Source organism: Corallococcus silvisoli (genome assembly GCF_009909145.1).
GTDB lineage: Bacteria > Myxococcota > Myxococcia > Myxococcales > Myxococcaceae > Corallococcus > Corallococcus silvisoli.
In genome coordinates this window covers 508,105-530,420 of the sequence record NZ_JAAAPJ010000006.1, presented here as the reverse complement: position 1 = coordinate 530,420, position 22,316 = coordinate 508,105, and the positions used below count along the sequence as shown (strand labels likewise).

At 70.8% G+C, this 22,316-nt stretch carries 19 protein-coding genes; 5 read left to right on the top strand and 14 right to left on the bottom strand.

Annotation, left to right across the window (positions count from 1 at the left end; all coding sequences use genetic code 11):
- Positions 1-84 precede the first annotated feature (84 nt).
- The 3 genes from GTY96_RS13905 to GTY96_RS13895 all read right to left on the bottom strand — a co-directional run bounded on the left by GTY96_RS13905 (position 85) and on the right by GTY96_RS13895 (position 4,097).
- A complete protein-coding gene (locus tag GTY96_RS13905; protein WP_235685581.1) occupies positions 85-1,230 on the bottom strand; it encodes a hypothetical protein in 1,146 nt (381 codons plus the stop codon).
- Positions 1,231-1,421: 191 nt separating this feature from the next.
- On the bottom strand, positions 1,422-3,314 hold the full coding sequence (gene nadE / locus GTY96_RS13900; protein ID WP_161664957.1) for an NAD(+) synthase: 1,893 nt from the start codon (positions 3,312-3,314) through the stop codon (positions 1,422-1,424).
- Positions 3,315-3,440: 126 nt separating this feature from the next.
- Positions 3,441-4,097: an LON peptidase substrate-binding domain-containing protein gene (locus GTY96_RS13895; RefSeq protein WP_143903115.1), complete on the bottom strand. Its 657-nt coding sequence runs from the start codon at positions 4,095-4,097 to the stop codon at positions 3,441-3,443.
- Between the two features lie 117 nt (positions 4,098-4,214).
- On the opposite strand from GTY96_RS13895, the gene GTY96_RS13890 reads away from it, so the two are divergent.
- Complete coding sequence (locus GTY96_RS13890; RefSeq protein WP_143903117.1) at positions 4,215-4,808, top strand: YqaA family protein; 594 nt, start codon at positions 4,215-4,217, stop codon at positions 4,806-4,808.
- 7 nt (positions 4,809-4,815) lie between these two features.
- Here the strand turns inward: GTY96_RS13890 and GTY96_RS13885 are convergent, their stop codons facing one another.
- Entirely contained in the window at positions 4,816-7,287 is a 2,472-nt protein-coding gene (locus GTY96_RS13885) for an MASE1 domain-containing protein (protein ID WP_328700867.1), read from the bottom strand.
- Positions 7,288-7,498: 211 nt separating this feature from the next.
- Here GTY96_RS13885 and GTY96_RS13880 point away from each other — a divergent pair, with 211 nt between their 5' ends.
- Positions 7,499-7,720, top strand: a complete 222-nt coding sequence (locus GTY96_RS13880) for a hypothetical protein (RefSeq protein WP_143903121.1) — start codon at positions 7,499-7,501, stop codon at positions 7,718-7,720.
- 97 nt (positions 7,721-7,817) lie between these two features.
- Here the strand turns inward: GTY96_RS13880 and GTY96_RS13875 are convergent, their stop codons facing one another.
- Both GTY96_RS13875 and GTY96_RS13870 read right to left on the bottom strand, forming a co-directional pair.
- The gene (locus tag GTY96_RS13875) at positions 7,818-8,009 is read right to left on the bottom strand and encodes a hypothetical protein (protein WP_143903123.1); all 192 of its coding nucleotides are present in this window, start codon (positions 8,007-8,009) and stop codon (positions 7,818-7,820) included.
- Between the two features lie 94 nt (positions 8,010-8,103).
- Positions 8,104-8,310: a cold-shock protein gene (locus GTY96_RS13870; protein WP_143903125.1), complete on the bottom strand. Its 207-nt coding sequence runs from the start codon at positions 8,308-8,310 to the stop codon at positions 8,104-8,106.
- Between the two features lie 380 nt (positions 8,311-8,690).
- Between GTY96_RS13870 and GTY96_RS13865 the strand changes: the two genes are divergently transcribed.
- Positions 8,691-9,806, top strand: a complete 1,116-nt coding sequence (locus tag GTY96_RS13865) for a fatty acid desaturase family protein (RefSeq protein ID WP_255442309.1) — start codon at positions 8,691-8,693, stop codon at positions 9,804-9,806.
- Positions 9,807-9,890: 84 nt separating this feature from the next.
- On the opposite strand, the gene GTY96_RS13860 is transcribed toward GTY96_RS13865, so the two are convergent.
- From GTY96_RS13860 to GTY96_RS13845, 4 genes are all read right to left on the bottom strand, one after another.
- Positions 9,891-10,550: an HAD family hydrolase gene (locus tag GTY96_RS13860; RefSeq protein WP_161664956.1), complete on the bottom strand. Its 660-nt coding sequence runs from the start codon at positions 10,548-10,550 to the stop codon at positions 9,891-9,893.
- A 113-nt stretch (positions 10,551-10,663) separates the two neighbouring features.
- Entirely contained in the window at positions 10,664-11,242 is a 579-nt protein-coding gene (locus tag GTY96_RS13855; protein WP_143903131.1) for an ExbD/TolR family protein, read from the bottom strand.
- Positions 11,243-11,258: 16 nt separating this feature from the next.
- A complete protein-coding gene (locus GTY96_RS13850; RefSeq protein WP_143903133.1) occupies positions 11,259-11,747 on the bottom strand; it encodes an ExbD/TolR family protein in 489 nt (162 codons plus the stop codon).
- Between the two features lie 161 nt (positions 11,748-11,908).
- Positions 11,909-12,649: a MotA/TolQ/ExbB proton channel family protein gene (locus GTY96_RS13845; RefSeq protein WP_143903135.1), complete on the bottom strand. Its 741-nt coding sequence runs from the start codon at positions 12,647-12,649 to the stop codon at positions 11,909-11,911.
- A gap of 314 nt (positions 12,650-12,963) precedes the next feature.
- On the opposite strand from GTY96_RS13845, the gene GTY96_RS13840 reads away from it, so the two are divergent.
- A complete protein-coding gene (locus tag GTY96_RS13840) occupies positions 12,964-13,836 on the top strand; it encodes a GspE/PulE/PilB domain-containing protein (RefSeq protein ID WP_143903137.1) in 873 nt (290 codons plus the stop codon).
- A gap of 12 nt (positions 13,837-13,848) precedes the next feature.
- On the opposite strand, the gene GTY96_RS13835 is transcribed toward GTY96_RS13840, so the two are convergent.
- The 4 genes from GTY96_RS13835 to GTY96_RS13820 all read right to left on the bottom strand — a co-directional run bounded on the left by GTY96_RS13835 (position 13,849) and on the right by GTY96_RS13820 (position 19,354).
- Positions 13,849-15,750, bottom strand: a complete 1,902-nt coding sequence (locus tag GTY96_RS13835; RefSeq protein ID WP_143903139.1) for a GAF domain-containing sensor histidine kinase — start codon at positions 15,748-15,750, stop codon at positions 13,849-13,851.
- 10 nt (positions 15,751-15,760) lie between these two features.
- Positions 15,761-17,719 (bottom strand): PAS domain S-box protein, encoded by a 1,959-nt coding sequence (locus GTY96_RS13830; protein ID WP_328700866.1) that lies wholly within the window; start codon positions 17,717-17,719, stop codon positions 15,761-15,763.
- Positions 17,720-17,857: 138 nt separating this feature from the next.
- Positions 17,858-18,136 (bottom strand): glutaredoxin 3, encoded by a 279-nt coding sequence (gene grxC, locus GTY96_RS13825; protein ID WP_161664955.1) that lies wholly within the window; start codon positions 18,134-18,136, stop codon positions 17,858-17,860.
- A 72-nt stretch (positions 18,137-18,208) separates the two neighbouring features.
- On the bottom strand, positions 18,209-19,354 hold the full coding sequence (locus tag GTY96_RS13820; protein ID WP_143903143.1) for a heparan-alpha-glucosaminide N-acetyltransferase domain-containing protein: 1,146 nt from the start codon (positions 19,352-19,354) through the stop codon (positions 18,209-18,211).
- Positions 19,355-19,627: 273 nt separating this feature from the next.
- Between GTY96_RS13820 and GTY96_RS13815 the strand changes: the two genes are divergently transcribed.
- Positions 19,628-22,237, top strand: coding sequence for a peptidase U32 family protein (locus tag GTY96_RS13815; RefSeq protein WP_161664954.1), 2,610 nt, complete (start codon positions 19,628-19,630; stop codon positions 22,235-22,237).
- Positions 22,238-22,316 lie beyond the last annotated feature (79 nt).

Here is a 22,316-nt window from a genome sequence, read left to right as displayed (position 1 = left end):
CAAAAAGAGTGACGGCGGGCGCCCGGTTGTTTCCGGACACCCGCCGCCAGCGCCTGCCATGGATGTTTCAAGCAGGGTTCAGCTTCAGAACGTACCGCCCACGTTCAGCGAGGTCGTGTAGCTACCACCGCCCGACGGATTGCCGTTGCTCTTGATGTCCGGAGCGAAATCCTTGTCGAACAGGAAGTTGTAGTAGCCACGCAGGTCGGCGGTGAAGTGGCCGATGTGGCTGCGCAGACCCACGCCCGCCGGCACGTTGCCCACGGTGTCGTCCTTGTAGCCCAGCGATTCACCCCCTCGGAAGTGGTAGTTGCTGATACCGATACCGCCCATCAGGTACGGCTGGATGGCCGTGGGCGCGACGGCGAGCGTCATGGCCGCCTGGCCACCGTTGCGCACCAGGTCCGGGCCGCTGGAGGCGCCCGCGTCACCGGCGTGACGGATGTTGTTCAAGGCGCCGGTGTAGCCGACCTCGATGCCCAGCACGGACGTCGGCTTGAGCGACGCCGTCACGCCCGCGGTAGGACCCGGCGAGAGCTGCGGAGCCAGGGCGCCGGTGTAGCCTTCCACACCGCCACCGATGAGCACCGTCAGGCCCTTCTTCGCGTTCTTGCTCTTCTTGTTCTCCACCTCCAGCGGCTGGATGTCCTCATTGGACGACGCCGAGGGGCGGTAGTCCGAGGACGGCGGCGGCGTGGAGAGGCCACTGCCTCCCGTGGCGTCCGCACTGGACGACGTGCCGGACAGCCCGCTGTCGCTCTGGCTCATGCCGCCGTTCGCGGGAGGCGGAGGCGGAGGCGCGGGTGGCGTGGCCGCGGGAGGCGGAGGCGTGGCCGCGGGAGGCGGAGGCGTGATGCCACTGCCGCCGCTGCCACCCATGCCAGACTGATCCACCGGCTCGCAGCGCAGCGGCATGTTCATGTAGACCGCGCCGCTGCCACCCGTGGCCCCGCTGGGGCTGCTCAGGCCCTGCTCGCTGCTGCCAGACGACCCGCTGCCCCCCGTGCCCTGGGAGTTGTCCACGGGCACTTCCTCGATGACGAGGTCCTCTTCCTGGACCGTGCCAGGAGACGCCTTCGCCGAGCTGCTCGAGCTGCTCTTGTGCGTCTTGTTCTTGTGGACCGCGGTCTGTCCAGGAGGGCACTCCTTCTGCCCCTCCGCCTCCTCCGCCACCGCGCCCGTCCCGTACATGAGCGCCGCGATGGCGCCCGCCAGAATTTTCGCTTTCATTCAACCCTCCTCCGTCGACTGACTGACATGAAGGTTGTCGTGCGAGGGACATCCGGCAAGCCGTCCGTGGGTCATCAAGGAAAGCCGAACCGCCCGTTCCCCCTCCAAGGGAGGAGGCGTGGTTTCAGAGCCACTTCACGGGGACGGAGGGCCTGCCCGCCCCCCTGTCCACCGTCAATGACAGACACGCATCAGGCGTCGCGCAGCCACGCTGAACCGGTGACGACAGGCAATTGCAATGCGCGCTCACGGTCCAGGTCCAGGTTGCCGATGTGCAGCGACAGCGGCGACTGCACCCACTTGTAGATGGACTGCTGGAACAGGCGCACGAAGCGGTCCACGTACCCGCCCAGCCGTTCGGCCTCCACCTCCGGGAACATCGCGGTGAGCGCGGTGCGCATCTCCGACGGCGTGAGCTTCTCGCCCGCGTGCAGGTAGAAGCACGCGTCCAGGATGGGGAAGGGCATCAGCTCCTCCTCGCCCACCTGGTCGTGCGCCAGCTCCGGCCCCGCGGGCTTGGCCAGCACCTTGCGGATGCCTTCCAAGCCGGTGGTCTCCTGGAGGTAGTCCAGCAGGTACATCACCACCGTCTTGGGCACGTTGGCGATGACCGCGAGCGCGCCCATCAGGTCCCCGCCGATGGTGGTGTAGCCCACCGACTTCTCGCTCATGTTGCCCGTCTGGAGGAACAGGCCCCCGCAGGAGTTGCTCCAGTTCCACATGCGCTGGGCGCGGATGCGGGCCTGGATGTTCTGCTCGGTGATGGGGGTGAGCTTCGTCGCGCCCAGCATCGTCTGGGCGGCGGCCTTCTCCCGTTCGAAGGCCTCCTCGATGGACACCACCTGGAAGCCGACGCCCAGCTCGCGCGCGATGGTCTCCGCCGCGTCGCGCGTCTGCTGGCTGGAGTAGGGGCTGGGCATGTAGAAGGCCTGGATGAGCGAGCCCGGGTCCTCCGGCCGCGCGCGCTTCGCGTACCGGTGCGCGATGAGCAGCGTGAGCAGCGAGTCCCGCCCCCCCGACAGCGCGATGCCGAACAGCTTGAAGGCGCGCGTCTTCTCGAAGTAGTCGCCCACGCCCAGGGCCAGCGCGTCCAGGATGTCCTCGCACAGCGCCTCGCGCGGGGTGCGGCGGGTATCCGGCGCGGGCAGGAAGAAGCTGCGGTGCGCGGGCACCGGGTAGGACAGCTTCTGGCGCTGGGTCGTCACCGCCTGCGTGCAGTCCACGGTGGGCACCTTGGGGCCGCCGCCAGCCACCCAGGACTCGCGGTCCACGCGCCAGGTGGTGTTCTCCGCGCGCAGGCGCAGCGTGCGGTCCAGGTCCACCACGGCGCAGGTGTAGCCCTGCTGGAAGCGCGGCGTCTCCAGCACGTGGCGGCCGTTCTGGTTGATGAAGCCGCCGCCGTCGAAGATGAGCCCGTCGTTGCTGCCCACCGCGTTCGCGTAGGCGATGGTCACCTGGTGGTCCGACGCGCGCGTGGCGATGAGCTCGCGGCGCGTCTCCCAGAAGCCCAGGCGGAAGGGGGACGCGGACAGGTTCACCACCAGCTCGCCGCCGGAGTACACGCGCCGGCGCATGGGGCCGTCCGCGCTCCAGATGTCCTCGCACACCTCCGGCGCCACCACGCCGAAGTCGAACTGGAAGAGGAAGTCCCCCAGCGGCACGCCCCGGTGCGTCTCCGCCATGCCCGGCTGGCCGTGGCCGAACGTCCGGCCCTCGTAGAAGACGTTGTAGGTGGGCAGCTTCTCCTTGGGGACCAGCCCCAGCACCCGGCCCCCCGCCACCACCGCGGCGCAGTTGAGGCGCACGCCCTGGTGGGCCACGCCCACGCCCACGATGCTGACCAGGGGCAGCGCCGCGGTCTCCTTCGCGAAGCGCTCCAGCTCCGGCCACTGGTGGTCCATGAAGCCCTGCCACTGGACCAGGTCCTCCGCGGGGTAGCCGGCGATGACCTGTTCGGGGAAGACGCCCAGCGTGACGTCCTCGGCCGCCATCCTCCGCGCCATGTCCAGCACCCGGTCGGTGTTCGCCTGGAAGGCGCCCACGGTGGTGTTGACGCTGGCGATGCCAATCTTCACGAGCCGCATGGTGCGTCGCTCTCCCTGGAGGGCTTGAAGGAGCGCCCCGTGGCCCGAGCAATGCGCGGGAGGGGCGGCCAGGGCAAGCGCTTGCTGCGGCCCGGCGCCTCCGGCCGTTCCGCGTCCCTCCCCGCCCTAGTTCAGGGGGCCGCTGGGGCGCACGGGCTGCAGCTGGCCCAGCAGGTCGCTCAGGTCCCCCAGCACCTGCTCCAGCCGGCGCCGGACGTCCAGCTCCCCCAACAGCTCCTGCCGCCGCCCGGGCTCCGGCACCACCGCGGACGCCACCACGTCCGCCAGCATGCCCCCGCCGGCGCGGGCGGCCACCGGCAGCAGGCCCTCCGCGAACGAGGGCGGCACCCGGCCGGCCAGCTCGAAGACGGCCTGGCGCAGCTGCTCCTCCTCCGGCCCGGTGTAGGGCAGGTCCGGCAGCACCTGCGCCCGCACCTGGCGGTAGAGCGTGTCCGGCGACAGCTCCTCCACCATCCGCACCCGGCTGACGCCCTGGAGGAGGATGTTGTAGCGCCCGTCCTCCACCTGCTCGTCCCAGATGATGACGCCCGCGCAGAGCAGGGGCTGCAGGGGCGGACGGCCCTCGTAGCTCCCCTCCCACCCGGGCTCCAGCTGGCCCAGCGCCAGCACCCGGTCCGTGGCGAGCGCGTCCTTCACCAGCGCCCGGTAGCGCGGCTCGAAGATGTGCAGGGGAATGACGGTGTGGGGAAACAGGACCGCCGACGGCAGGGGGAACACCTTCAGCGCGCTGGCGGCGCGTTCCACGGTTTCAAGAGCGGTCATGGTCACCCTTCCACGTTTGTAAGCCCCCAGGGTCCAGGGCGCATTCCAATCAGGCAGGCATCCAGGCCCGGTGTCCCACTGGCAAGGGCGCCGGGTTCCGCTAGGGTGCGCCACCGCATGTCCCCTACCGAGCCTCCTGCCCCGTCCTCTCCAGCCACCCCGGCCGCCGCCGAAGCCCCGAAGTCGTCCTGGTACCGCCGGCTGTACCTGCGCGTGGAGGCCGCCGCCTCCACGCCGCACGCGCTCGCCACGATGATGGCCGTGTCGGTGGTGGACGGGTCCGTCTTCCCCATCCCGCCCTTCGCCGTCCTGGTCCCCATGGTGCTCGCCCAGCCGAAGAAGTGGGTGCGCTACTGCCTGATGGGCACCCTGGCGAGCCTCGTGGGCGGCCTCATCGGCTACGGGCTGGGGGCGGGCGTGGGCGAGGGCATCACGCAGCTGCTGCACATCGACCTGAACGTGCGCGTGGACCGCTTCGGCGTGTCCGGCACGGTGGGCGAGCTGCTGGGGCGCAACTTCTGGGTGCTGGCGCTCCTGTGCTCCATCCTGCCCACGCCGTTCAAGATCGTCGCCATCGGCAGCGGTCTGGTGTCCGTGCCGCTGGAGCGCTTCCTGCTCGCGTCCGTCATTGGCCGGTCGGTGCGCTTCTTCCTGGTGGGCAGCGTGGTGCGCTTCTTCGGCCCCACCGCCCGCAAGTGGCTGCGCGTCTGACGCCCGCCTAGCCGCGGCGCGTGCCGCCCACCGCGCCGCGCGCGGCCTCCCCGGGGAGGCCGCCCGCCAGCATGGCCTCCACCGTGGCCAGCAGCACGTCCGGGCGCACCGGCTTCTCCAGCACCCGGTGGGCCAGGGTCTCCACGAACGCCCGCGCCTCCGGCGACGACGCACCGCCGGAGATGAACACCAGCCGGGCCACCAGCGCGGGCGCGTCCTCCACCAGCCGCCGGTACACCGCGATGCCGTCCATGCCCGGCATCTGCAGGTCACAGAGCACCACGTCGAAGGCCTCCCCGGCCGCCACCCTCGCCAGCGCGTCCTCGCCGCGCGTGGCGGTGACCACGTCGTGCGCGGGCTCCAGCAGCAGGCGCATGGACTGCGCCAGCCGGGGCTCGTCGTCCACGATGAGCACCCGGCCGCGCCGCCCGGAGGACGCGAACTCCGTCCGGCAGGCCGCCCCGCTCCACGAGACCGCGCGCAGGGAAGGCGCGGAGGAGCCGGGCCCGGCGCTCCGCACCGGCGCGGGTGGCAGGAGCAGCGTGAAGGTGGCGCCCTGCCCCGGCACGCTGTGCACGCGCAGCTCGCCCCCGTGCGCGCGGACGATCTGCTGGCAGATGGCCAGCCCCAGGCCCGTGCCCTCCTCGCGGCCCTTGGTGGTGAAGAACGGGTCGAAGATGCGCGGCAGCACGTCCGGGGGGATGCCGCCGCCGGTGTCCTCCACCTCCACGCGCGCCTGACCGGACGCGTCCGTGCCGGTGCGCACGCGCACCTCGTGGCGGCCCGGTTCGCCCTCCGGGATGGCCTGCAGGGCGTTCACCAGCAGGTTGAGCAGCACCTGCCCCAGGCGCGCCTCGCTGCCGAGCACGCGGGGCACCGGCCCGAAGTCCTCCACCAGCCGGGCGCGCGAGCGCAGCGCATGGAGCACGACGCGCACCGCGGGCGGCACCAGCGCGTTCAGGTCCAGCAGTCCCCGCTCCGGGGCGTCCTCCCGGCTGAACACCTGCAGGTCCTTCACGATGAGGCGGATCCGCTCCGCGCCCTCCTGGGCGTGGCGCACGCTGTCCAGCGCGTCGCGCATGGCCGGGGGAGGCGCCTCGCCCTCCGCCGTCAGGCTCCGCTCGGCGGCGTCCAGGTTCAGCGCCAGGTAGGCCAGCGGGTTGTTGATTTCATGGCCCACGCCCGCGGCCAGCGTGCCCACCGCGGCCACGCGCTCGGCGGCCACCAGCCGGGCCTGCAGCTCCTTCGTCGCGGTGACGTCGCGGTGGGTGGCCACGAAGTGCGTCACGCCCCGGCCGTCGGCGCGCACCGGGGACAGCTGCATCTCGCTCCACACCCGCGTGCCGTCCGGCCGCGTGAGCGCCACCTCCGCGCGCAGCGAGCGCTCCTCGCGCAGCGCCTCCGCCAGCCGCTGCCGCTCCCCGTCATCGTCGGACGCCAGCAGCGCCCCGGGCGCCGCGCCCACCAGCTCCTCGCGCCGCCGGCCCACCAACCCGCACAGGGCTTCGTTGACGAACACCGTGCGCAGGGCCCCGGACTCGCGCACCTCGCAGATGAGCACGCCCTCGTGCACCGCGCGCACGGTGGTGGCCAGCAGCTCCAGCAGCGCCACCGCCTGGCGGCGCTCCGCGCGCGCCGCCGCGAGCAGCAGGCCCGTCAGCGTGGTGATGCCGATGAAGAGCTGCAGCACCACCAGGCCCCGCGGCGGCGAGTCCGGCGTGGCGAACGGCCCCAGCCCCCGCGCGGTGCCGGCGATGGCCGCCAGCGCGACGAAGAGCGAGGACAGCGCCGCGCCCCGCAGGCCGAAGCGCAGGGCCGCCCACGCCGACAGCGGGAAGAGCAGGAACGCCAGCGCGTGCGCCATGCTGGAGCCCGGCTGCGGGAAGGCGAAGACGCCCACGCTCACCGCCAGCGTCACCGCCGGCAGCACCGCGGCCTCCCAGGAGCGCGCCCCCAGCCGCCCCCTGCGCACCAGCAGCAGCACGGGCGCCACCAGCAGCATCCCCAGCAGGTCCGCCATCCACCACAGCCAGGCCGCGGGCGCCCACTGCTCGCCGGGCACCAGCCCGCCCCGCACCAGGTTCAGCGCGCCCGGCCCCGCGCCCAGGAGGGCCCCCAGCGCCGCCGCCGCGCCCAGCCACGCCACGTCCCGCACGCTGTGCAGCTCCTGGGAGGACTCCACGCGCCGCAGCAGCAGGGCCCCCAGCACGGCCTCCAGCGTGGACCCGACGGCGACGCCCAGCCCCACGCCCGGCGACACGTCCATCGACAGCGTCACCGCCCAGGAGGCCAGCAGCACCGCGGGCCAGCGCGACACGCCCAGCACCAGCAGTCCCCCCAGCGCCACCCCCGAGGGCAGCCACACGGGACAGATGTGGCTGTCCTCCGCCGCCAGCGACAGCGCGCCCCGCGCGGCCAGCAGGTACACGCCCGCCAACGCCAGGACCTCCACGAGGCCCCGGACCGGGAACGCCGCCACACGGGCTGGATGCCGACCTTGGATGATGACTCCCCCCGTCCCTTCCGCGCCGTGACCCCGGGGCTGGAGGAACATGCGTCATGCTAGCGGGGACCGCGAGGCGTTGCACCCCATCCACCGCGCAGGGACACCAGGCAGACAGGCGTGTCCGTCGGAGGATGCAATGGGCGCCCCACGGGACCGTAGGATGAGGACAAGGAGGAACGAATCCATGTCGCGTCCCGGTCTTGCTGCGCTGCTGTCGTTCTTCATCCCCGGCGTGGGGCAGATCTACAACGGTGACATCCTGCGCGGGGTCTTCTGGCTCATCATCACGCCCGGCTTCTGGCTGGGCACGGGCGGCATCCTGGGCTGGGTGTGCCACGTCATCGCCGCGGCCACCGCGTACAACCGCGCGGAGGACAAGGAACGCCTGAGATACGGGATGGGCTGAAGCGCCCGGTCCCGCTCGCGGACATGAAAAAGGGCCTTACCGGCCCCAACCCCACCGCCCCGGTGCCCTGATGGACCGGGGCGGTGCCGCGTTTGCGTCAGGTGTTGAACGCATCGGGCAGCGGCTGCGGGCCCGGAACGATGCCGGCGATGTCGGGATCCTCCTCGCCCGGCATGCGCGCAGGACGCTGCTCCTTCTCGGTCTTGCGCTCGGCCTTCTTGGTGTCCTTCTCGCGCTGCTTCTGCTGGCGCGCCATCTCCTTCTGCCGCTTCGTGGACCTTCCCTGCATGGAGCCTCCGGGGAAATATTGACCGAAAAAGAGGCCCGGCCCCGTCAAGGCCGGACCTCGTGGATGCGTGAAAAGCAACCGAGCCGGGAAGGGCTCAGCCGACCGGGCGGACGTTCTCCGCCTGGAGCCCCTTGGGGCCCTTCTTCACGTCGAACTCCACCTTCTGGCCCTCGGCCAGGGTGCGGAACCCATCCGCCTGGATCGCCGTGTGGTGGCAGAACACGTCCGGACCACCGCTGTCCTGCGTGATGAAGCCAAAGCCCTTCGCATCGTTAAACCACTTCACCGTACCACTTGCCATGATCTGCTTCCTTGTCCCACTGGCAACCCGGCGTCATCGCCGGACTGCCCGCCCCCATATTTTGGGGCGAAGACCGCGCCTTAACCCTGAACAGGCATGAAGTCGAGCCGGGAACCACTCCCGGCCCCTCCTTCACGTCGTCGAAGGTAACAACCTCGATCTCGCGGTGAAACGCCTTCGCGGGCCGGGGCATTTCCCGCTGGGTGACGCTCCAAGCAGCCAGGGGTGACAGGCCCGGGGGCCCCCCGGTGTTTCGGAATAGTTTCCACCCCTGAACACTTCCGCCTGGACGTGTCCTATCGTGGGGCCGCCCGTCCCGCTCCACCTCCCCGTCGTTTCCATTTCGTGAGGCGTCCCTCCCAGTGACAAACCCTACCCGTGTGACCTTTGGCCAACGCGATGCCTCCTTCGCGGAGGACCTGAAGCGGCGGGTCTCCGAATACTTCGAGACCCGGAACCTCTCGCAGCGGGCCAACGGGGCCATGTACGTGAAGGCCCTCTGCATCCTGGGCTTCACCGCGGGCGTCTATGGGCTGCTGCTCAGCGGGCGGTTCGGCCTCTGGGCCATGCTGGGCCTGGCGGTGCTGATGGGCGTGGCGATCGCGGGCATCGGGTTCTGCATCGGTCATGACGGCGTGCACGGCTCGTACAGCGACAACGCGCGCGTGAACGGCGTGGTGGGCCTCGCGTTCGACCTCATCGGGGCGAACAGCTACATGTGGCGGATCACCCACAATGTCCTTCACCACACGTACACCAACATCCAGGGGATGGACGAGGACCTGACGGTGAGCCCGCAGCTGCGGCTGTCGCCGTATTCCGAGTGGAAGCCGTACCACCGCCTGCAGCACCTGTACGCGTTCACCGCGTACTCCTTCACCACGGTCTTCTGGGTGTTCGCGAAGGACTACAAGTACTTCTTCCAGAAGGACCTGGGCCCCTACAAGGACAAGAAGCACGCGGCCGGCGAGTGGGGCCGCCTCATCGCGATGAAGGCCCTGTACTACGCCTGGACGCTGGTGATTCCGTGGATGGTGCTGAACGTCACCTGGTGGCAGTTCGTGCTGGGGCAGCTGGCCATGCACCTGACGGCGGGCTTCATCCTGGGCATCGTCTTCCAGCTGGCCCACGTGGTGGAGGACGCGGAGTTCCCCGTGCCGGACACGGACGGCAAGGTGGAGGACGCGTGGATGGTGCACCAGCTGCGCACCACGGCGAACTTCGCCCGCAAGAACCGCCTGCTGAGCTGGTACGTGGGCGGGCTCAACTTCCAGGTGGAGCACCACCTGTTCCCCAAGGTGTGCAGCATCCACTACCCGGCGCTCAGTGAAATCGTGAAGGCCACCGCCCACGAGCACGGCCTGCCCTACCTGGAGGCGGAGACCTTCCGGAGCGCCGTGGCGTCGCACTACCGGATGCTCAAGCGGCTGGGCCGCGCGCCCGCCGCGGCCGCGGTGCCCGAGCAGCCCAAGCCGAAGCTCGCCGTGGCGGCCTGATTCGCGCCGTGGCACGGAGCGCCCCGTGGCGCTCCACCTCAGGGGCTGTCCTCCGGGTGTCCGGGAGGCGGCCCCTGCCGCGTTTCAAGGGGCCGCGGTCCGCAGCGCGGTGAGCAGCGCGTCCGCCGAGGAGACGACCGCCCGCGCCCCGTGCGCGTGCAGCTCCGCCTCCGTGCGGAAGCCCCAGGTGACGCCCACGCCGTACATGCCCGCGGCCCTCGCGGTGTCCATGTCCACGGAGGTGTCCCCCACGAAGCCGCACGCGTCTGGCGCCGCGCCCAGCTCTCGGGCCAGCGCCAGCGCCGCCGTGGGGTCCGGCTTGCGCGGGATGCCCGGCCGCTCCCCGTACACGCCCGCGAAGGGCACGCCTGGCAGGAACCGGGCGACCAGCCGCTTCACGAAGTCGTCGGATTTGTTGCTGAGCACGCCCAGCCGGAGGCCGTCCCGCGCCAGCGCCAGGAGCGCGTCCGCCACGCCCGGGTAGGCCACCGTCCGGTCGAACAGGTGGGTGTCGTAGTACGCGTGGTAGGTGGCCAGCACGCGGCGCTGGAGCTCCGGGATGGCGCCCCCCGTGGCCCGCTCCGCCAGCATCGCCACGCCCTCGCCCACGAAGCGCAGGTAGGCGGCCTCCGGGTGCGGCGGCAGGCCGTGCGCGACGAGCGCGTGGTTCATCGCCGTGGCGATGTCCCCCAGCGAGTCCACCAGCGTCCCATCCAGGTCGAAGAGCACGGCGCGCAGGGGCATGACGGCGGGAAGCCTTTCATCGGAAGAAACGCGAACGCCCCGACCCATGCAGGGTCAGGGCGTCTTTTGTAAAGCGCGGACCCCGGAACCGGCCGGGGTCCGCCGCGAGAAGCCTACGGCGTGGCGGCGGCGGCCTTCTCACCGCTCGCGGCGCCACCGCCCTGGATGACGGCGAAGTTGATGTTGTTGTAGCCGGCCGTGGCGCAGCTGAACATCACCCGCTTGATGACCTTGAACTGGACGTCCTTGTTGGCCTGGATGTTCACGTCGCCCTTGAAGCCGTCCGTGCCGCCCGCCATGGAGTGGAGGTCCTCGAACTGCTTCTTCATGTCCCGCAGCTTCTCTTCCAGCGCGGGGATGTTGAGGTACTCGTCCTTGGTGAGGTCCTCCACCCGGCCCACGATGGTGCCCGACACGCTGACCTGGTCGTTGGACACCATCACCACCGGGTGCATCTCCACTTCCTTCACGTTGACCGCTTCGGGAAGGACGATGTCCTTGGTCATCATCAGCACCTCACCCGTCGCGGAGAAGTTCGCGATGAGGAAGAGCACGATGATGACGAACATGTCGACGAGCGGGGTGATGAGCAGGTCCGCGAACCCGCTCTTCTTGCCGTGCCCGCCGTGGCCGAAGACCTTGGAGTGCTCCAGCCGCTTGCCGTACCGCTTGCCGGGAACCTTGATGCCCATGGCTTGAGTGCTCCTGTTAGCCCATCGCCGCGGAGACCGACACCTGGGGCAACCCGGAGCCGATGCACTCGTCGATGATGCGGACCAGGTCCTCGTAGCGGACCAGGTCCTCGGTCTGAAGGGTGATGGCGGACTGGTCCGGCAGCTGCGCCTTCAACTCCTTGAAGCGCGCCACCAGCTTGGACAGGTCCGGCCGGCCCTTGTCGTCCCGGGTGAGGGGGATGGGGTCGAAGGCGCTCTGGTCCGCGGTGAGGCGCATCTCCGTGGGCGACACCAGGAGGGTGAGCTGGACCGTCTTGGTCTTCTCCTCCTCCTGCTGCTCCTCCGTGGAGGCCCCGCCGGCCTGCGACACCTGGAGACGGCCAATCTGCGTCCAGACCGCCGTCATGATGAGGAAGCTGATGGTCACTGCCATCAGGTCAATGAAGGGGACCAGGTTGATGGCGACATCGAGCGGCTTCTTGCCACCCTTGCCCGAGTTGCCCAGGTCCATTCCGCCGGCCATGGCGACTACCTCCTAGCTGACAGCGCGCTTCGCGCATGCACGACGTTTCAAGAAGGCTACAGGAAAGGCGCGCTGGCGGCTCCCCGGCTTCGGGGCGTCCAGACAGCGCGCCGGTGCTTCCGGTTCCACATCCACCGCGGACCGCGCCTGCCGGAGGAGGACTACTCCTCGGCGTGGTGGGCGGAGGCCGGGATGTTCAGGTTCTTGAACTTGTCGCGGTTGGCCACGATGAGGTTCAGCACGGAGACGCTGGTCTCGTTGATGTCGTTGATGAGGCCCTGGGTGCGGCCCATCAGCACGGAGAAGGCGATGAGCGCCGGGATGGCCGTGAGCAGACCGAAGCCCGTGCAGTTCATGGCTTCGGAGATGCCGTTCGCCAGAATGGTGGCCTTGTCGGCCGGGTTCACGTTCGCCACCGCTTCGAAGCAGGTGATGAGACCGTTCACCGTGCCCAGGAGGCCCGCGAGCATCGCCGCGTTGCCGAGCATCGCCAGGTAGCCCGTGCGCGCCTCCAGCCGCGGCGTCTCACGCAGGCTGGCCTCGTCGAGCGCCGCCTGGACCTCGTCCTGGCCCTTCGGCACGTTCATCAGGCCGGCCTTGATGACGTTGGTCAGCGGCGTGTTCTTCTGGCCGGCCACGTAGTTGATGGCCTTGTCCAGGTCGCCCGCGTAGATGTGCTTCTTGAGGCCGCGCAGGAAGCCCTCCTTGTTGATGGAGGCCTTGAAGAACAGCACGATGCTGCGCTCGATGATGATGGACAGCGCGATCACCAGGCACACCGCGATGGGGTACATGCCGGCCTGACCGGACTCCCAGCGGCGCCCCAGTTCCTGCAAGAAGGTTTCGTTGCCGCTGGCGGCGTTGGCGAGAACGGACAGATTGGTCACAAACCCCAGGTTCATCACTGATGGCCTCCAGATGGCCGGCGCGGCTCGCGCTTGCGAACCATTCCGGACTGCTGCCAGCCGGGTGGACATCCACCCAGGTCAGCGGCAGGAATATTGGATCACGGTGGCGGCGAGTCTAGGAACCGCTCCCAAGCGTGTCAAGGCAGCCACCCTCTGCGTTAGTTACTGAAATCTCACAGGAATTTTGCGTTGGCGCGCGGCTTGCCAAGTCGCTGGACAGGGCACATGGCGGGCACTCCACCGTTGATTGCGCAACGCGCGTGCCACCCCTTTGGGCGTCTCCAGGCGGCGTGCTAGGCGAGGAAACCATGGCCCGAAAGCGCATTGGCGAGCTGCTGGTGGAACGCGGCGCGATCACCCCCGCCCAGCTGGAGGCGGGGCTCGCGGCGCAGCGACAGACGCGGCAGCGGCTGGGCGTGACGCTCATCGGGCAGGGCGCCATCACGGAGGCGACGCTCGCGCAGGCGTTGAGCGAGGCGCTGGAGATGCCCCAGGTGGACCTGGCGGCGATCACCCCGGACTGGGCGGCGGTGCACTTCCTGCGCGCGCGGTTCTGCGAGCAGCACGACCTGTTCCCCTACGCGCTGGAGAACGTGGGCGGCCGGCGCCAGCTGGTGGTGGCCATGGCGGATCCGCTCAACATCACCGCCATCGAGGAGATCGAGTTCACCAGCGGCATGAAGGTGAGCGGCCGGGTGACGGCGCTGTCCGCGGTGCGGGGCGCCATCCTGCGCTACTACCACAAGGTGCCCGTGGCTACGGGCCCCCGTCCCAGCCCGTCCCCGGCGCGGCCGGCCCGGCCCGCTCCGCCGCCCGCGCGCCCCTCGTCGGTGGAGGACGACGACGAGGAGGTCATCGTCGGCGAGGAGCTGCCGGCGTCGGAGAAGACGCAGCGCACGTCGCTGGCGGACCTCATCCGCGAGCGCGAGGAGCAGGCGAAGCGCAAGCGCGGCGGCGCGGGGGCCGCGGGGGACAAGGCCAAGGCGCGCCCGGCCTCCTCCGGGGGCGGCGTGCTGGACGACCTGGACTACCTCTTCGGCCAGGCGGCGCGCGAGGAGCCGGACCGGCTGGAGGAGCTGGAGCGGCGCTTCTGGGCGCTGATGCGCATCATGGCGCGCAAGGGCCTGCTGACGAACGAGGAGTTCCGGCGCGAGCTGGACGACGAAGCCGGCGAGGACTGAGGCCCCGCCCGCTCAGTCCTCCGCCAGCGGCAGCCGCACCGTGAAGAGGGTGCCCTGCCCCACGGTGCTCTCCACGCTCAGCCGTCCGCCGTGGTTCTCCACGATGCCCTGGCAGATGGAGAGGCCCAGGCCGGTGCCGCGCCCCTCCGGCTTGGTGGTGAAGAAGGGCTCGAAGATGCGCGACAGGTTGCGCGGCTCGATGCCGGTGCCGGTGTCGCGCACGCGCACCACCGCCTCCTGCCCCTCCTGGACCGTGGACAGGTGCACCTGTCCGCCCGGCGGCATCGCGTGGCAGGCGTTGGTGACCAGGTTGACGAACACCTGCACCAGGTTGGCCCTCACGGCGGCCACCGGCGGCACGTCCTCCGCGTAGTCGCGGTGCACGGTGACGCGCGCCTGGGACACGACGTGCTCGCAGAAGCCCACCGCCATGTCCACGACGGCGTTGAGCGACACCCGCTCCGGCCGGTCCTGCGCGGGCCGCGCGTAGCTGACCAGGTCGCGGGTGAAGCGCAGGATGCGGTGGCTGCTCTCCAATATCTTCTTCAGCTTCTCCTGGTCCGCCGGGTTCGCGCCCGGCGTCAGCCGCGAGCGCTGGAGCAGCGCGTCCGCGTACGTGGCCACCGCCGTCATCGGGTTGTTGATTTCATGCACCACGCTGGCCGCCAGCTGGCCAATGGAGGCCAGCTTCTCCGCGTGGATGATGCGCTTCTCCAGCTCCTTCACCACCGTGACGTCCTGGCCAATGGCGATGACGCCCTCCACCTCCCCGGGCTGGGTGAGCATGGAGGAGGTGGCGAAGGACACGCGCACCTCGCCGCCGTCGCGGGTGAGCAGGCGCGTCTCGAAGCTGTTCACGGACTCGCCGCGCATGGCCGCGGCCAGCACGGGCGCCATGCGCAGGTGCTCACTGTCCGGCACGAGCGAGGACAGGTCCCGCCCCAGCACCTGCTCCTTGGAGAGGCCGGTGAGCGCGCTCAGGGCCTGATTGAAGACCACCACCTGCTTGTCCCGGTTGACCACCAGGATGAGCGCGTTGGCCTTCTCCAGCAGCTCCTCCAGGTACTTGCGCACGAACGTCAGCTCGTCGATGAGCTTCGCGTTCTTCACCGCGACCGCGACCTGGCTGGCCAGCTGGAGCAGCACGCGCTCGTCGTGCGCGGGGTCCGCGTCCAGCCCCTCCGGGTACTCCATGTTGATGGCGCCGAAGAGCTGGCCGCTCGCGACCAGGGGGGCGCTCACCGCGCGGGTGCTCCCGTGGAAGAGCAGCGGCACCTCCTCCGAGATGGTCACGCGGCCCTGCGGCAGCGACGTCACCGTCAGGTTCGTCTTCTCCACCGAGCGCTGGAAGAGCACCAGCGGTTCATGCGCGCCCTCCTTGAGGCGCCCCTCCGCGTAGAGCGACGTGAGGCCGCCGGTGCGCGCATCCACGATGCGGATGCAGAAGGCGCGGGCGGGGAACAGCTCCTTCACGCCGCGCGCCACCGCGGCCACCAGCTCCTCCTCGCCGCCCGCCTCCGCCACGCTGCGGCCCAGGTCCAGGAGCACGCCTTCGGTGCGCGCCTGCTCCAGCAGGGCCCGCTCCGCCACCACCAGCCGGCCGCTGATGATCTCCGTGTCCAGCCGGGCGCGCACCGCGACGGTGTCCGCCTTGCGCGACAGGGTGAGCACCAGGGAGGTGCCGCTCGGGAGCACCAGGTCCACTTCGTGGGACTCGCCATCCTCCGGCGGGGTGGCGCCCACCAGGGCCTCCGCCATCCCGTCCACGGTGACGTCGTGTTCGGCGCAGAAGCGGCGCAGCGCGGGGTTCACCGCCGCGATGCGCAGGGCCGCGTCGCAGACCGCCACGGGCTCGTCGAGCGCGTCGAAGAAGGCCTGGAAGGCGTCGGGGGCCAGGGTTCCGGAGGGACGCATGGCACGGACCTCACTCTTCATGGGAGGTCGCCTTGTCGAGGTCGAGGATCTGCTGCGCGCCCACGTACGACTTCGTTTCGTAGCGGGTGATCTTCCCAATCTTGCGGACGATCTCCGCCATGCGCTCCGCCTCGCGGTAGATGATGTCCACCGGCCTCCAGGCGAAGTCCTCCTCCTTGAGCTTGCGCTTGAGCAGCTCCGCGTAGCCCATCACGGAGGTGAGGGGCTGGTTGAGTTCGTGCGCCGCGGTGCCGGCGAGCGCGACGATGACAGCGCTCTTCTCGCTCTCCTCCAGGCGCGTCTCCACGTCCGACAGCTTGCGCTCCAGCTGCACCCGGTCCCGGAGGTCCGTGAAGATGCCCACGCTGAAGGACTCGCGGCCGCCCTCGTAGACGATGGAGGCCGTCATGTTGACGGGCACGCGCTCGCCGGAGCGGTGCATCAGCTCCTGGCGCGTGAGGGACAGCCGGCCGCGCCCCCCCATCTCCGGGCTGCGGATCTGCGCCATGATGCGCTGGGCGACGCCGGGCGGGTACAGCTGGAGGGCGGTGAGCTTCTCCTGCGCCTCCTGGGCGGTGTAGCCGCACATCGCCTCCGCGCCCTTGTTGAAGAGGATGATGCGCCCCTTCAGGTCCGCGGCGATGATGGCGTCCACCGACGAGTCGATGAGCCGCTCCAGGAAGTCCTTCGTGTTGCGCAGCTCGTCCTCCAGCTTGCGCGCGTGCGTCACGTCGCGGAAGGACAGGATGGTGGCCGCGTCCTCGTCGCGCAGGGGCGCCGCGGACATGGACAGCGTGAGGCAGCGGCCCGCCGGCGTGCGCACCACCACGTCCACGCCCATGCGCGCCTCGCCGCGCGACGCGGAGGTCACCAGCTCCATCAGCACCCCGTCGTCCACCGGCTGGGTGATTTGATTCAGGTGCTTGCCCCGCGCCTCGCTGGCGGTCGTGTCCAGCATCATCGCGCCGGAGGGGTTGAGCGACAGCACGCCCGCCTCGTCGTCGAGGATGGCCACGCCCTCGCTCACGTGGGCGAAGAAGAGCTGGTAGGGCTTGAAGGACGCGGCCTTCTCCTCCGCCGCCAGCCGCGCGGTCTGCACCGACTGGAGCACCGACGCGCTCCGGAGCGCCACCGCCGTCGCGTGCGCCACCGTGGTGAGGAAGTCGATTTCGCGCGTGCTGAAGGCCCGCCGGCGGCCGGCCGCGCGCAGCAGCAGCACGCCGCGCACCTCGCCCCGGATGGGCAGGGGCAGCGCGGCGATGGCGTGGATGCCTCGCGCGGCCACGGCGCGGCGCTCCAGGTCGCCCAGCAGCGGGTGCGTGGCCGCCTCCTGCATCACCACCGGCTTGCCGGTGCGGACCACCTCGCGGATTTCGGGGTAGCGCGCCAGGTCGATGCGCAGGTCCTTCATGCCCGGGTCGTCGCTGGCGGCGACGATGACGCCCTCGTCCACGCCACCGCCCACCATCACCAGCGTGGCGCGCGCGATGTCCAGCTGCTCCGCGAGGCGCCGGGTGACGCCGTGCAGGAGCGCCTCCACGTCGGAGCTCTCCGCGTAGTCGGCGGTGAGCTCCAGGAGCAGCGCCAGGTCCGTCTGGCTGCGGGCCTGCTCCTCGCGCTCGCGGTGTCGCTCCGCGGCGCGCTGCAGGCGCCAGGTGAGCTCGTGCGGCAGCCCCTGGTGGGTGAGGATGTCCGTGGGGCGCAGCGTGTCCACGGCGGCGAAGCCGCGCGGATCCGGCGACACCAGCGCGATGAGCGTGAGGTGCGGCCCGTTGAGCGAGGTGAGCAGCTCCACCACGGCGGGGCCGCAGCCGGGGGCGGTGAGGTCCACCAGCGCGAGGGCGGCGTCGTCCGGGTCGTCCACCACGCGGAGGCCCGCGCGCTCGGCCGCGGCGTTCAGGGGTTCTCGGGCCACCGAGCCCGGGGGGACCAGGACGATGCCGAAGGCGGGTTCCGACGGGGCCGACACGGTTCGGAGGACTCCGGAGCGAGGGGCCCCGGAGTCTACACAACCCCCGGGGTCAGGGGCAGCCCGCCTCGAAAGCCCCGGGTCCGGCGCCGCGCCCCCGGGATGGCTCCCGCCCGGGGCACGGCTTCAAGGCACGCGTCAGGGCGCGGTGGAGTCCTCAGCGCTCCCGCAGAGCAGCGCGTCCAGCTCCCCGCGCTCCTCCAAGGCATACAGGTCGTCGCAGCCGCCGACGTGGCGGCCCGCGATGAAGATCTGCGGCACGGTGTGACGGCCGCAGCGCTCCTCCATCTCCGCGCGCCGCTCCTCGTTCGCGGCGACGTCCACCTTCTGGAACTCGCAGCCCTTCTCGTTGAGCAGGTCCATGGCCTGGCGCGAATAGGGACAGGTGCGCTTCATGTAGACGACGACCTCGAGCATCACGGCCTCCTGTCCCGAAGGATGGGGACGCCCGAGGCCCTTCGCCAGGGCTCGCTCCCCTGCCTGCCCGCCTCAGCGAGCGCCGGGCACGGGGACACCCGCCGGCAGACGCGCGGAGGCCTCGCGGGCACGGCCGCGCAGGTCCCACGCGTACAGCGCGCTCCACTGGAGCACCGCGCTGAAGACGAACAGCAGCGGCCACAGCGGCGTGTAGTGCAGGCGCAGCAGGTACAGGCCCACGTAGTAAACGTAGAACTGGAGCATGAACGCGAACAGCGAGTGCCGACCGATGACGCTCGCCGCGCGCAGGTAGCGCGACAGGTACCCGGCCTGCTCCGCGCGCATCAGCAGGCCCATCACCGCGAGCACCGTGCCGCCGTAGAGCGCGACGTAGGCGGGCCCCGGCGGGTACTTCTGCGCCTGGGAGGTGAGCGCCATCAGCGTGGTGAAGCCGGCGCCCTGCCACAGGTGGCGCACCGCGATGTGGAGGACCACCAGGCCGCCGCCGAAGGTGGCGATGCCCAGGCCCACGAATTCGAAGCGCCGCGCCACGCCCTTCACGTCCGCGCGGCCCCAGGTCCCCAGCCACTCCCCGAACATGCTGCCCACCAGGTACACGCCCAGCCACGGCACCACCGGGAAGCTGGAGAGGAGCACGGACAGCTCGCGCTGCCCGAAGAGCGCCTCCTTGAGGGTGCGGGCCACGGCCGCCTCCGGCCACCAGCACAGGCTCACCGTCCAGCTCAGCGCGAACAGGCCCACGCCCAGCCAGGCGCGCGCGCGTCCGTCCAGCCGCGTCACCACCCACGGCCCCACGAGCAGCGCCAGCCCGATGGTGTCCGTCACCGGCAGGATGCGCAGCAGGTACAGGGGCTCGTTCGCCCAGAAGCGGCAGGTGGGCACGATGAGCAGGTGGCCCACGGTGAGCAGGAACAGGCCCCGGCGCTGGAGCCGCTCTCGCAGGGGACCGAAGTCCCGGCTTCGCGAGTGCAGCAGCCCCAGCATCAGGCCGCTGATGACCATGAAGCCGGGCGTGGCCATCATCGTCAGCAGGTTCATCCGCTCGCGCAGGTGCGCGGCCTCGCCGCCCAGCGGATACAGATACGCATCCGCGAAGTGCGACAGGAACACGAGCAACATCACCGTGCCCCGCATGGCATCCACCGCTTCCAGCCGTCCAGAGGCGGACCGCGCCCCCGACATCCGCTCGCGTTCCATTGGCTATCCCTTTCGGAAGATGGCGCGCGGCGTTGATGGCATCCCCCACCCGCAAGTCGCGGGTGCCTGCCCGGCGCGCCTGCCTCAGGGGATATCACCCCCATGATTAATGACAAACATTTGGCCTGCTAAACCTCTCCCACTGGAATCATTGTCGCGCCAATCACCCGTATCGCTTTGGGTGGAGATTGACGGGGTGCGCCGGACGCCTGTCTGGGGGGTGGGCAGACACCGGGGGGAGAGGGACAGCGGAGGTCGTGCTAGGTAGGAGCCATGTCTCCCCGACGCCCCGAAATCCTCGCCCCCGCCGGTGACCTGGAGTCGTTGCGTGCCGCCCTCGCCAGTGGCGCGGACGCTGTCTACTTCGGGCTCGACGAGGGGTTCAACGCGCGGGCCCGCGCGGAAAACTTCTCACTGGAGCGGCTGTCCGAGACGGTGGGCCTCATCCACCGGGCGGGCGCGCGCGCCTACGTGACGCTGAACACGTTGGTGTTCGAGCCGGAGCTGCCGGTGGTGGAGCACCTGCTGCGCGGGGTGGCGCGGGCGGGAGTGGACGCGCTCATCGTGCAAGACCCCGCGGTGGCGCTGCTGGCGCGGGCGGTGTGCCCGCAGTTGGAGTTGCACGCGTCCACGCAGATGACGCTGTCCAGCGCGGAGGGGGCGCGGTTCGCCACGGGGCTGGGCTTCACGCGGATGGTGGTGCCGCGGGAGCTGTCGGTGGCGGAGATTCGCCGGCTCGCGTCACAGACGGACATCGAGCTGGAGGTCTTCATCCACGGGGCGCTCTGCATGTCGTGGAGCGGCCAATGCCTCACGAGCGAGGCGTGGGGGGGCCGGTCCGCCAACCGGGGCCAGTGCGCGCAGTCCTGCCGGTTGCCGTACGACCTGGTGGTGGATGGTGAGACACGCGACCTGGGCGAGGTGAAGTACCTGCTCAGCCCCAAGGACCTGGCGGGCGTGAGGGCGGTGCCGGAGCTGGCGGACATCGGCGTGCACAGCCTGAAGATTGAAGGCCGGCTCAAGGGGCCGCAGTACGTCTCCAGCACGGTGCAGGGCTACCGTCGGTGGCTGGACGGGGTGATGGAGGGGAGGCCCGACGGGGCGCGGCTGGCGAAGGACCTGGCGGAGATGTCGCTGTCATACAGCCGGGGGTTCTCGCACGGGTTCCTGGCGGGGTCGGACCACCAGACGCTGGTGGAGGGGCGCTTTCCCAAGCACCGGGGGCTGTACCTGGGCCGGGTGCACGCCGTGGCGGGCAAGGACGTGCTCGTGGTGCCGGACGACCGGCCGTGGACGGGCGCGCTGGGCCTGGGGGATGCGCGGCCGGAGGCGCCCTCGGGCGCGGTGTCGGCGCCGCTGACCGGCGAGCCGGACCCCGCGGACGTGGATCCGCGCCCGGGCATGGGCGTGGTGTTCGACGCGGGCGCGCCCGAGGACAAGCACGAGCCGGGCGGCCCCATCTTCCGCGTGGAGCGCGAGGGCGACGCGTGGGTGCTGGGCTTCGGCCATCCCGGGCCGGACCTGGGCCGGGTGGCGCCGGGGCAGCGCGTGTGGCTCAACAGCGACCCGGCGCTCGCGCGGCGCACGGAGGGGCTGCTCGCGGAGGGCGAGCCCGAGGGCCGCATCGCGCTGTCGCTCTGGGTGACGGGCGCGGAGGGCACCCCGCTGCGCGTGCGGATGAGCACCGGGCGCTACACGCGGGAGGCGGTGGGAACGACGCTGCTGGCGCCTTCACGCGGCGCGGGCGTGGATGCGGCGCTGCTCAAGGACAAGCTGGCCGCGCTGGGTGGGACGTCGTTCCATCTGGCGGCGCTGGACGCGTCTGGACTGGCGCCGGGGCTGCACCTGCCGGTGTCGGAGCTGAAGGCGCTGCGCCGGCAGCTGGTGGCGGAGCTGACGGCGGACGTGGAGCGCGGGCCCGCGCGGACCGTGAGCACGGAGGCGGTGGAGGACGGCGTGCGCCAGGGATTGCTGGCGCGGGTGGTGGCGCGGCCGGAGCCGGAGGCGCCGCGGTTGCTGCCGCTGTGCCGGAACGCGGCGCAGTTGGAGGCGGCCATCGCGGCCGGGCTGGGCGAGGTGGAGCTGGACTGGATGGAGATGGTGGGGCTCCAGAAGGCGGTGGAGCGGGCGCGCGCGGCGGGGCTGCGCGTCACCATCGCGACGGTGCGCGTGCAGAAGCCGGGCGAGGAGGGCTACGACACGCGGCTGGACCGGCTGCGACCCGACGCGGTGCTGGTGCGGCACTGGGGCGCGATGATGCACTTCCTGGAGCAGCCGGCGGGCGCGGCGCGGCCGGTGCTGCACGGGGACTTCTCCCTCAACGTCACGAACTCGCTGACGGCTTCCCACCTGTTGGGGCTGGGGTTGGACACGCTGACGGTGTCGCACGACCTGGACTCGGAGCAGCTCTTCGCCTTGTTGGAGAAGGCGCCAGCGCACCGGTTCGCGGTGGCGCTGCATCACCACATCGCCACGTTCCACACGGAGCACTGCGTGTATTCGCACACGCTGTCCAACGGGCGCGACTACAAGGCCTGTGGGCGGCCTTGTGAGAAGCACGCCATCGCGCTCAAGGACCGGCTGGGATTGGAGCACCCGGTCATCGTGGACGTGGGGTGCCGCAACACGGTGTTCAACGCGCAGGCCCAGAGCGCGGCGTCGCTGGTGCCGCGCTTGCTGGAGCGCGGCGTGCGGCGCTTCCGCGTGGAGTTCGTGCGCGAGACGCGGGAGGAGGCCGCGCGCGTGCTGGCCGCGTATCAGGAGCTGCTCGCGGGCCGGCTGGCACCCGCGGAGGCGGTGAAGCGCGCGGCGGTGCATGAGCAGTTCGGGGTCACGCGCGGCACCATGCAGGTCCTCAAGCACCCAGCTCCAAACACACGCTGAGGTTCATGGGGGCCGGGTCCCCTATCAATGGCAGACCCGGCCCTCTAGACTTGTCAGCCCCTCCTTCAAGGACAAGCGA

Excerpts from the sequence above, each read along its gene's own strand:
- GTY96_RS13815 (WP_161664954.1), top strand. The coding sequence starts at position 19,628 with ATGTCTCCCCGACGCCCCGAAATCCTCGCCCCCGCCGGTGACCTGGAG.
- GTY96_RS13895 (WP_143903115.1), bottom strand. The coding sequence starts at position 4,097 with ATGACCGCTCTTGAAACCGTGGAACGCGCCGCCAGCGCGCTGAAGGTG.
- GTY96_RS13850 (WP_143903133.1), bottom strand. The coding sequence starts at position 11,747 with ATGGCCGGCGGAATGGACCTGGGCAACTCGGGCAAGGGTGGCAAGAAG.
- GTY96_RS13835 (WP_143903139.1), bottom strand. The coding sequence starts at position 15,750 with ATGCGTCCCTCCGGAACCCTGGCCCCCGACGCCTTCCAGGCCTTCTTC.
- GTY96_RS13845 (WP_143903135.1), bottom strand. The coding sequence starts at position 12,649 with ATGAACCTGGGGTTTGTGACCAATCTGTCCGTTCTCGCCAACGCCGCC.
- GTY96_RS13820 (WP_143903143.1), bottom strand. The coding sequence starts at position 19,354 with ATGGAACGCGAGCGGATGTCGGGGGCGCGGTCCGCCTCTGGACGGCTG.
- GTY96_RS13860 (WP_161664956.1), bottom strand. The coding sequence starts at position 10,550 with ATGCCCCTGCGCGCCGTGCTCTTCGACCTGGATGGGACGCTGGTGGAC.
- GTY96_RS13840 (WP_143903137.1), top strand. The coding sequence starts at position 12,964 with ATGGCCCGAAAGCGCATTGGCGAGCTGCTGGTGGAACGCGGCGCGATC.
- grxC (WP_161664955.1), bottom strand. The coding sequence starts at position 18,136 with ATGCTCGAGGTCGTCGTCTACATGAAGCGCACCTGTCCCTATTCGCGC.
- GTY96_RS13855 (WP_143903131.1), bottom strand. The coding sequence starts at position 11,242 with ATGGGCATCAAGGTTCCCGGCAAGCGGTACGGCAAGCGGCTGGAGCAC.
- GTY96_RS13880 (WP_143903121.1), top strand. The coding sequence starts at position 7,499 with ATGTCGCGTCCCGGTCTTGCTGCGCTGCTGTCGTTCTTCATCCCCGGC.
- GTY96_RS13890 (WP_143903117.1), top strand. The coding sequence starts at position 4,215 with ATGTCCCCTACCGAGCCTCCTGCCCCGTCCTCTCCAGCCACCCCGGCC.
- nadE (WP_161664957.1), bottom strand. The coding sequence starts at position 3,314 with ATGCGGCTCGTGAAGATTGGCATCGCCAGCGTCAACACCACCGTGGGC.
- GTY96_RS13875 (WP_143903123.1), bottom strand. The coding sequence starts at position 8,009 with ATGCAGGGAAGGTCCACGAAGCGGCAGAAGGAGATGGCGCGCCAGCAG.
- GTY96_RS13905 (WP_235685581.1), bottom strand. The coding sequence starts at position 1,230 with ATGAAAGCGAAAATTCTGGCGGGCGCCATCGCGGCGCTCATGTACGGG.
- GTY96_RS13870 (WP_143903125.1), bottom strand. The coding sequence starts at position 8,310 with ATGGCAAGTGGTACGGTGAAGTGGTTTAACGATGCGAAGGGCTTTGGC.